An 8618-nucleotide genomic window follows, 5' to 3' on the forward strand; every position below is an offset into this window, starting at 1 on the left:
CCCGGCGTGCCGGGCGGGGCCCCCATCCCATGTGCTACAGAGAGTGATCCACTATCGGTCAGCGGACCCTAGTTGGTGGCGCTGACGATGTTGTTGCTGGCGGCGCCGCCGGGGCCGGCCACCGACTGGTTCGCCTTGTAGAAGGCGCCGCCGCCGTAGCCGCCGCCACCGCACGGGTTGTAGCCGCAGCCACCGCCGTAGCCGCCGCCGTAGGGGCCGTAGCCGCCCCCGCCGGTGCCGCTCTTGACGGTGAAGTTCGCGGCGCCCTGCGGGCCGGCGATCGACTTGTTGGCCTTGTAGAAGGTGTCCCCGCCGTAGCCGCCGCCGTAGCCGCCACCGCCGCCGGCCAGGGCAGCGGACGAGCCGGAGAGAAGCAGCGCGGCCGCCGCGGCTCCCGTGAACACGATGCGAGACAGTGTCTTGCCCATGGAAGTGGATTTCCTTTCTCGGTCCGGTCCCCCTCTGGACCGGAACTCACATCGGGTCTCCTCCCCCGGCCGTCCGGCGGCCGGGTGCGGTGGACCCAAACGGCCCATACCCGCCGCTCTCTTCTCAAACACGGAGAGTAATGTAGTAGATACGAAAAGCGAATTAAGATCGCGACTGATCACTAATCCACTCATGTCTGATCATGGCGGCAATGGATGCAGTGATCAGCCGAAACGGGCGGGAAGGTGGAGGGCGCCGCCGCGCGGCAAGTCCTTGTCCGCCGGGTTTCCCGGCGGCGGGCCGTACGGCCGGCCCGGCCTCGCGGCGAGCGTGGAGTGACCTCGGAAGGGCGAGGGGCGGCCGCGCATTTAGGGGTATTGGCGGATTTTGTCCCCCGCGCTCCGGCGGGGCGGACATTTACAGCAAGTGATGAGATGGGCGGCGTTTGTCCATCTTGCCCATCTGGTCACTTGTCGTAGTGGAAGAGTCGCTGATAGACACGTCTGACGTGAGATGGTCGCTGCGGGACAGTACCGTGCTCACATCGGGAAGGGCGCCTTCGGCCGCCGGCACAGGGCGGCCGAAGGCCCCGCCCGTACGCACCGGGAACCAGGACCGCACGACGGGCCTCCGGCCGGTATGACGGCGACGCCGCCGGCGCGTCCGGTGAATCCGGGGAGAGGCGACCGGGGTCCGTGTACACTGAGTTCGATTCCTCCCCGCCTTCCTCCGGGAATGGCGGGGACTTTTTTTGTGCCCGGAACGGGTGCCTGGGCATTCGTCGGTTGGCGCTGGTCCCCGAGCGCCGCGCCTCTCAAGGCCGGTGGACTCCAGGCGTGCAGGTCGAGTACGCAAAGTGAGTTGACATGTGCGGAGGCGAGTCGATTTACTGAGGGACATCGCCCCACGGGACACGTGCCGGTGGGAGCAGGCCCCGTCCATCGGACGGGGCCTTGCATTTTCTCACCAAGCCGCAGGCCTACGGATCTCTCCCTGGGAATCCTCCAGCTTCTCCGGAAACTGACAGGTGCCGAGGACGGACGGGCGGATCTGCCGGAAGAAGGTGGGCGCGGCCGCTCTCAGATCGGCACTCCGGCGATGCACCCCGTGCGGATTCACCACACCGACTCTGAGGCCGATCTCATGGCAGACCATTCTGATCGGTTCGGCGAGGTCGGCGTCGTTACTGACCACCACTGCGACTTGGCAGTCTCCTCGGAAGGAATCTGCGAGAAGGTACGTCGCGAGATTGACATCCGACCCCTTCTCCTCGGTCTTGATGACCTCCACGGTCACCGGACCTCTCGATGGTGGGCAGGCCAGCCGCATCCTGACCCTCTTCTGCTGGAATCTGCCCAAGTGGATGCTGAGATGAGGGATCGTCGCCAGAGCCCTCAGGTAGAAGTGCTGTTTGTTCGGCCCATCAGGATCATCGGGACGTGCGGCCACCTTGGCGGTGAAGTAGCGGATGCGATGGATGTCGTGTCCGGGCAGAAGGCGCCGGGACAGGGCGTCGAGATCCAGCCACTTGTACGGACTTCCCTTCAGACAGCCGTAGAAGAGGTTGAACCCGTCCACATAGACGTTGGTTATCACACGGTAAAGATATAGTTACATACGGTTATAGTGCAGGGTGTTCTTGTGCTGCGTACGCCTGTCAGGAAGTCGGCAGGGCCGACTGGTGGGCGGTGGCAAGGCGGGTGGTGCGGGCCAGGAGGGCGTGGACCGGGTGGCCGGCGGGGATCTCCGCGGCGGCGCCCGAGGCGGCGAGGTCGGCCAGGAGCAGGCGGAGCCGGGCCGCCAGGTGGCGGGTCCGGGTGACGTGGCGGGTGGTGTGCCGCAGGTCTGCGGTACGCCGGGGATCCGCAGGGCCGGGGACGCGGGAGAGCGACTCGGCGAGCTCGTCGAAGGCCTCTCCGAGCTCGCCGCCGGCCGCGGCCAGCAGGTCGCGGTGGGCGAGGAGCCGCTCGGTGCAGGAGAGCAGGTCGGCGCCGTGCCGGTCCAGCCAGGCCCGCTCGCGCTCCTCGGCCCGCCGGGCGGCGCGCTCGGCGACCTCGCTGCGGGGGCCGCCGCGCTCGGCGGCGGCGTGGCGGAGCAGCCGGTGCTGCACGGCCTGGCGTGAGCGCAGCCCCAGGGCGGCGGCCAGCTCCCCCAGGCTCAGCCCGATCTCCGTCCCCAGGGTGAGGAGCCGGTGCTCGAGCCGGTCCAGGCGGCCGGGCAGGACCGGCACCGCGCGCCGGGCGTACTCCAGCAGGACCAGCGCGTCCGGCACGTCGCGCCGGAGCACCTCCTCGGGCACGCGCCGGTGGGCGAGGACGTAGGCGACCAGCTCCAGCGGCTCGTCGCAGAGCTTCTCCCGGTCGGGGTCGTCGCACCGGGCCCGCCGCTCGATGATCGCCTCGACGCGGCGGGCCGCCTCGGGCTCCGGCACCGTCCGGACCGTTCTCGTGGGCACCGTCAATACTGTATTGACACCCTTTCCGGACCGCCACCCGCCTGTTCGCCCGGCGGCGGGAAATATACCCGGGGGGGTATATGTTGGAGGTGGTGCGAGGGCGCGCGCCGGGCCGCCCCGACTGCTCGGGAGAGATCGCTTCGATGAAGACCGTCATCATCGGCGGGGTCGCCGGCGGCATGTCCGCGGCCACCCGCCTGCGCCGCCTGGACGAGTCGGCCGAGATCGTCGTGCTGGAGCGCAGCGGCCATGTCTCCTACGCCAACTGCGGCCTGCCGTACCACCTGGGCGGAGTGATCGCCGAGCGGGACGCGCTGCTGCTGCAGACGCCCGCCGGCCTGCGCGAGCGCTTCGCGCTGGACGTGCGGGTGCGCCACGAGGTGGTCGGCGTCGACGCCGCCGCGCGCACGGTGACGGTCCGGGACCTGACCTCCGGCGAGGTCTACGCCGAGACCTACGACCACCTGGTGCTCTCGCCGGGGGCGGCGCCGTTCGTGCCGGACGTGCCCGGCGTCAAGCGCGCCCGCACGCTGCGCACGGTCGAGGACCTCGACGCGCTCGTCGCCGCGCTCGCCGCGGAGCCGCGCACCGCGGTCGTGGTCGGCGGCGGCTTCGTCGGCCTGGAGACCGCCGAGAACCTGCGCCGGCGCGGCCTGGACGTGACCGTGGTCGAGCTGGCGGACCAGGTGCTGGCCCCGCTGGACGCCGAGCTGGCCGCCCTGGTCCACGCCGAGCTGCGCCGGCACGGCGTCGCGCTGGAGCTCGGCACCGCCCTGGCCGCCGTGCACGACGACACCGTGGAGCTGACCGACGGCCGCCGCCTGGCCGCCGACCTGGTCGTGCTGGCCATCGGGGTCCGCCCGGACGTCGCCCTGGCCCGCGAGGCCGGCCTGGCGATCGGGCCGCGCGGCGGCGTCGCCGTGGACGAGCACATGCGCACCAGCGACCCGCGCGTCTTCGCGGTCGGCGACGCGGCCGAGAAGACCGACGCGGTGGGCGACGGCCCGGTGCTGGTGCCGCTGGCGAACGCGGCCAACCGCGCCGGGCGGCAGGTCGCCGACGTCATCGCCGGCCGGTCCGTACGGCTGGCGCCCAGCCTGGGCACCGCGATCGTGAAGGTCTTCGGCCTGACGGTCGCGGTCACCGGCTGGAACGAGAAGCGCGCCCGCGCCGCCGGCCGGGACCACCGGGTGGTCCACACCCACCCGGCCTCGCACGCCGGCTACTACCCGGGCGCCGCGCCGATGGCGCTCAAGCTCGTCTTCGACCCCGGCACCGGGGAGATCCTGGGCGCGCAGGCGGTCGGCACCGAGGGCGTGGACAAGCGCGTCGACGTGATCGCCACCGCGATGCGCGCCGGGCTGACCGCGCCGGAGCTGGCCGACCTGGAGCTGGCCTACGCGCCGCCGTTCGGCTCGGCCAAGGACCCGGTGAACATGCTCGGCTACGTCGCGGCCAACCTGATGGACGGCACCACGGCGAGCGTGCAGTGGCACGAGCTGGAGGCGGCCGTCGCCGCCGGGGCGCACCTGGTCGACGTCCGTACGGCGGGCGAGTACGCGGCCGGGCACGTCCCCGGCGCGCTCAACGTGCCCCTCGACGGGCTGCGCGAGCGCGCGGGCGAGTTGCCGGAGGGCCCGCTGGTGGTCTACTGCGGGGTCGGGGTGCGCGCGCACACCGCGACCCGGCTGCTGACCGGCCTCGGCCGGCGGGTGGTCAACCTGGACGGCGGCTACACGACGTGGAAGACCGCCACCGCCACCGCCACCGCCACCGCTGCAGCCGCCGTCACCGCCGCCTGAGCGGCGGCGTGCGGCGACCGGGCCGGATCCGGGCCGGAGGTCCGCCGCGGGACGGTGCCGGGAACCCCGCTCCCGGCACCCGGTAATACCCCCGGGGGTATATTGGAAATGGAGGTGGAGAACGTGGAGATGGACGCGACCGTCCTGGCCGACGCCCTCACCCGGCTCAAGCGGGCCCACGGCCAGCTGGGCGGAGTGATCGCGATGATCGAGAACGCCGAGGACTGCGAGCGGGTGCTGACCCAGCTGGCGGCGGTGTCCAAGGCGCTGGACCGGGCCGGATTCAAGATCATCTCGACCGGCCTGCAGCAGTGCCAGCTGGCGCGCGAGACCGGTCAGGAGCCGCCGATCACCCCCGAGCGGCTGGAGAAGCTGTTCCTGGCCCTGTCCTGAGGGGGCCGGAAGAGGTGTCGTGCCCCGCTCCGTGGAAGGGAGGTGATCGAGTATGTGTGTGCCCGCGACCTGCCGCAAGTGCGGCAAGGTGACGTACTCCGGCTGTGGAGAGCACGTCGAGCAGGTCCTCGCCGGCGTGCCGAGGCAGCAGCGCTGCACCTGCCGGAAGTGACGTCGGGTGTGACGTCCGGACGCGGCGCCGGACCGCGGACGGCGCCGGGCGGTCCTGCCCGGTCCCGTCCGCCGCGGTGACCGGGGCCGCGCGATCCGGCGGATGGGGGCGGCAGGGGTGCGGGACGGAGGGGTGGCGGGACCTTCGGGATGCGCAAGATGATTGAAGTGCGCATTTTGTGGTGATTTGCGACATGGCGACGTGGCGCCATGCGGAGCATTCAAAGCGGTTAAAGCGCGCAAATAGCTAAATTGCATGACGATCAATGGCTTATATAATTGAATCGCCATTTTTTCGTTATGCCGGTCGGCTGGGCGGTGCGCCGAGGGAAGGACTCGGGTCGGGTTCCGCCCCTGTCCAGGGATCATCCGTGTCGCAGCCGACGAGCGGTCCTCATCCCTGGCGGAACACCGGGCCGCGCGTCCGGGGTCAGGGTCGTCCGCAGTCGTCCGTGGGAAGCGGCCTGCGACAGCCGTGCTCCGAACGCGCCGGCCTGCCGCGCCACCGGGGTTCTCCGGCGGCGCGCAGTCCACGCCACCGACCACGAAAGGCATCACCATGGCTGTTTCCCGTCGATCCCGCGGACTCCTGCTGGCGTCCGCGGCGGCCGCTCTCATCGCGCCGGGCCTGCTGGCCATGGCGCCCGCCCAGGCGGCCGCCCCCACCGTGGGCGCCACGAGCCACCCCGACCCGTACGACGACTACGGCGACAAGTACGGCAAGCACGACAAGGAGTACGGCGGCGTCTACGGGCAGGGGTCCGACGTCCGTGACGACATCCGGCACGAGGGCCGCGATGACTACGGCCGCGATGACATCGACGACCACCGCGGGGAGGTCCACGACGACCGCGGGGAGGTCGACGACACCCGGGGCGACATGCTCGACGACACCCGGGACACCGGCGCCCAGGACGCGGACGCCCAGGACGCGGACGACCGGGGCTCGGACGCCCAGCTGGCGATGCCCGCCTCCGACTCCAGGCCGCGTGGCGCCGACCGTCCCCGTGAGTTCTCCGGCACGGCGATCGACGCGGTGATGCTGCGCAACGGCCTGAGCGGCAAGTGCCTGACCGTCGCCGACGGCGCGCGGGCCACCGACAACCTCGACATCGTGCAGTACACCTGTGACGACGACGCGGCGCGCCGCTGGACCCTCCGGCAGGCCGGCGGCCCGTACGTCTACCGGATCGAGAACGTGCGGACCGGCAAGTGCCTGACCGTCGCCGACGGCGCGCGGGCCGCCGACAACCTGCGGGCCGTGCAGTACACCTGCGACGACATCCCGGCGCACCGCTGGCGGCTGACCGACGTGAGCGGCCAGGGCGACTACCAGATCAAGAACATGCGGACCGGCAAGTGCCTGACCATCGCCCAGGGCGCGCGGGCCACCGACAACCTGCGGGCCGTGCAGCACACCTGCGACAGCCACGCCTCCCGCCGCTGGCAGCTGCGGACCATGAGCTAGACCGCGGGCAGGGCGGCCGGCCCGGGGTCCGGCCCCGGACCGGCACCGGCGGGCCCGGCCGGCGCGCGCCCGGCCCGCCGGACTCCCGCTCCGCAGGAGGGGGTTCCGCCGCTCAGCCGATGCCCGCGGCCGAGCAGGCGTCGGCGTAGGCGCCGGCGCAGAGCGCGCCGGGGGTGACGTAGCCGTCGGCGACCACGGTCTCCTCGATCGTCTCCTTGGTGACGGCGACCGGGTCGAGCAGGACGGACGGCACCGCGCCCGCGCCGTTGTCCACGGTGGAGCCGGTCTCCGGCTCCCCGCCGCGCAGCAGCGTGAACGCCAGCTCGGCGGTCTTCTCCGCCTCCGCGCGCACGGCCTTGTAGACGGTCATGTGCTGCCGCCCGACGAGGATGCGCTGCAGCGCCGCGATCTCGGCGTCCTGGCCGGTCACCGGAACGGCCTGCAGCCCGGCGGCCTTCATCGCCGCGATGGCGCCGCCCGCCGTACCGCCGTTGGCCGCGTAGACGCCGACGATGTCACGCCCCTTCAGCCCGGACAGCGTGCGGGCGGTCCAGGCCTCGGCGTTGGCGGGGTTCCACTCGGGGGTGTCGAACTCCGCCGCGACGCGGACCTTGCCGTCGAGCGTCTCGTGCGCCCCCTGCTTGAACAGCGTGGCGTTGTTGTCGGTCGGGGAGCCGTTGATCCAGAGGATCTCGCCGTCGCGCGCCCCGTCGCCCAGCGCCGACAGCAGCGCCTCGGCCTGGAGCCTGCCGACCTTCGCGTTGTCGAAGGAGATGTAGTAGTCGACGGGCGCGCCGAGCACCAGCCGGTCGTAGGAGACGACCGGGACGTCGCGGTCGTGGGCCAGCTCCACGATCTCCGCGGCGGCGGCGCTGTCCACCGGGTTGAGCACCAGCACCTTCGCGCCCTCCTCCAGGGCCTCCTCGGCCTGGTCGAGCTGCTCGGCGGCGTCCTGCTCGGCGTTGCGGTAGTCGATCTCGCAGGCCGGGCAGAGCTGCTTGAGCCGCTGGGAGAAGTACGGCGCGTCCGCCGCGTCGTAGCGGCTGGCCGCGCGCTCCGGCAGCAGCAGCGCCACCCGTCCGGCGGGCTCCGCCGCGGCCTGGTCGTCACCGGATCCGGGCAGGATGCCGCAGCCGGTCAGGAGCACGCCCGTGACCACCGCGGCCACCGCCGCGGCCGTCGCACGCCGGTACTCGCGCATTGTCTTTCGTCTCCGTTCGAGGGCCGTCGGGATCAGCCGGATCGGCTGGCCGGGTCAGTAGGTGAAGCGCGACACGAGCGTGCGCATGCGGGCGGCCATGCCCGCCAGCTCGGCGACGGCCTCGGTGGTGCTGGCCACGCCCTGGCTGGCCATGTCGGTGGCGCCGGCGACGCCGTTGATGTGCTCGGCGATGTCGCTGGAGCCGGTGGCGGCGTCGGCGACGCTGCGGCTCATCGTCCGGGTCGTCGCGGCCTGCTCCTCGACGGCGGCGGCCACGGTCTCCTGGTACTCGCTGACCTGGGAGATCACTCCGGTGATCTCGCTGATGGCGGCGACCGCCGCGCCGGTGGTCGGGTCGCCCATCGGAGGAAGAAGACGGAAGCTGAGCTTTCTCAGGTACGGCTTGCACCCGTTCTGCACCGATTTCGCACCGGTCCGCCACCCGGGGACCGGCGGCCGTCCTGCGGTGCCCACCGGGCCCCCGCCCGGACCCTCTTCCGGGGGACCGGAGCCCGGGCCGCGGCGTCGTCCCCTGGGGCGGGCCCTGGGACGGTCAGGCGGCGACCACGGCGTCGGTTCCGCCGGTGCCCGCGGCGCCTGCGGGTGTGGTGGTGGCCGCGGTCCCCTGACCGGTGCCGGCGGGGGTGCCGGCGGGGGTGCCGGCGGGGGCGGGGGTGGGGGTGGGGGCGAGGTGGACGC

At 72.3% G+C, this 8618-nt stretch carries 8 protein-coding genes; 3 read left to right on the forward strand and 5 right to left on the reverse strand.

Annotated features, from left to right (window positions below; genetic code table 11):
• Positions 1–68: 68 nt before the first annotated feature.
• The 3 genes from ACFOWE_RS30525 to ACFOWE_RS30535 all read right to left on the reverse strand — a co-directional run bounded on the left by ACFOWE_RS30525 (position 69) and on the right by ACFOWE_RS30535 (position 2884).
• Positions 69–428 (reverse strand): hypothetical protein, encoded by a 360-nt coding sequence (locus ACFOWE_RS30525; protein WP_377293963.1) that lies wholly within the window; start codon positions 426–428, stop codon positions 69–71.
• A 964-nt stretch (positions 429–1392) separates the two neighbouring features.
• Complete coding sequence (locus tag ACFOWE_RS30530) at positions 1393–2025, reverse strand: NYN domain-containing protein (protein WP_377293965.1); 633 nt, start codon at positions 2023–2025, stop codon at positions 1393–1395.
• Positions 2026–2086: 61 nt separating this feature from the next.
• Positions 2087–2884 (reverse strand): hypothetical protein, encoded by a 798-nt coding sequence (locus ACFOWE_RS30535; protein ID WP_377293967.1) that lies wholly within the window; start codon positions 2882–2884, stop codon positions 2087–2089.
• A 143-nt stretch (positions 2885–3027) separates the two neighbouring features.
• On the opposite strand from ACFOWE_RS30535, the gene ACFOWE_RS30540 reads away from it, so the two are divergent.
• From ACFOWE_RS30540 to ACFOWE_RS30550, 3 genes are all read left to right on the forward strand, one after another.
• On the forward strand, positions 3028–4686 hold the full coding sequence (locus tag ACFOWE_RS30540) for an FAD-dependent oxidoreductase (RefSeq protein ID WP_377293969.1): 1659 nt from the start codon (positions 3028–3030) through the stop codon (positions 4684–4686).
• 129 nt (positions 4687–4815) lie between these two features.
• Entirely contained in the window at positions 4816–5079 is a 264-nt protein-coding gene (locus tag ACFOWE_RS30545; RefSeq protein WP_373868897.1) for a metal-sensitive transcriptional regulator, read from the forward strand.
• A 730-nt stretch (positions 5080–5809) separates the two neighbouring features.
• A complete protein-coding gene (locus ACFOWE_RS30550) occupies positions 5810–6718 on the forward strand; it encodes an RICIN domain-containing protein (RefSeq protein WP_377293971.1) in 909 nt (302 codons plus the stop codon).
• 112 nt (positions 6719–6830) lie between these two features.
• On the opposite strand, the gene ACFOWE_RS30555 is transcribed toward ACFOWE_RS30550, so the two are convergent.
• Both ACFOWE_RS30555 and ACFOWE_RS30560 read right to left on the reverse strand, forming a co-directional pair.
• Positions 6831–7919, reverse strand: a complete 1089-nt coding sequence (locus ACFOWE_RS30555) for a sugar ABC transporter substrate-binding protein (protein WP_377293973.1) — start codon at positions 7917–7919, stop codon at positions 6831–6833.
• Positions 7920–7973: 54 nt separating this feature from the next.
• The gene (locus tag ACFOWE_RS30560; RefSeq protein WP_377293975.1) at positions 7974–8282 is read right to left on the reverse strand and encodes a hypothetical protein; all 309 of its coding nucleotides are present in this window, start codon (positions 8280–8282) and stop codon (positions 7974–7976) included.
• Positions 8283–8618 lie beyond the last annotated feature (336 nt).

The organism is Planomonospora corallina (assembly GCF_042650625.1).
In the GTDB taxonomy this organism is placed as follows: Bacteria; Actinomycetota; Actinomycetes; order Streptosporangiales; family Streptosporangiaceae; genus Planomonospora_B; species Planomonospora_B corallina.

Bases quoted from the DNA above. Each gene is read 5' to 3' on its own strand.
- ACFOWE_RS30525 (WP_377293963.1), bottom strand. From the start codon at position 428: ATGGGCAAGACACTGTCTCGCATCGTGTTCACGGGAGCCGCGGCGGCC.
- ACFOWE_RS30540 (WP_377293969.1), top strand. From the start codon at position 3,028: ATGAAGACCGTCATCATCGGCGGGGTCGCCGGCGGCATGTCCGCGGCC.
- ACFOWE_RS30545 (WP_373868897.1), top strand. From the start codon at position 4,816: ATGGACGCGACCGTCCTGGCCGACGCCCTCACCCGGCTCAAGCGGGCC.
- ACFOWE_RS30550 (WP_377293971.1), top strand. From the start codon at position 5,810: ATGGCTGTTTCCCGTCGATCCCGCGGACTCCTGCTGGCGTCCGCGGCG.
- ACFOWE_RS30555 (WP_377293973.1), bottom strand. From the start codon at position 7,919: ATGCGCGAGTACCGGCGTGCGACGGCCGCGGCGGTGGCCGCGGTGGTC.
- ACFOWE_RS30560 (WP_377293975.1), bottom strand. From the start codon at position 8,282: ATGGGCGACCCGACCACCGGCGCGGCGGTCGCCGCCATCAGCGAGATC.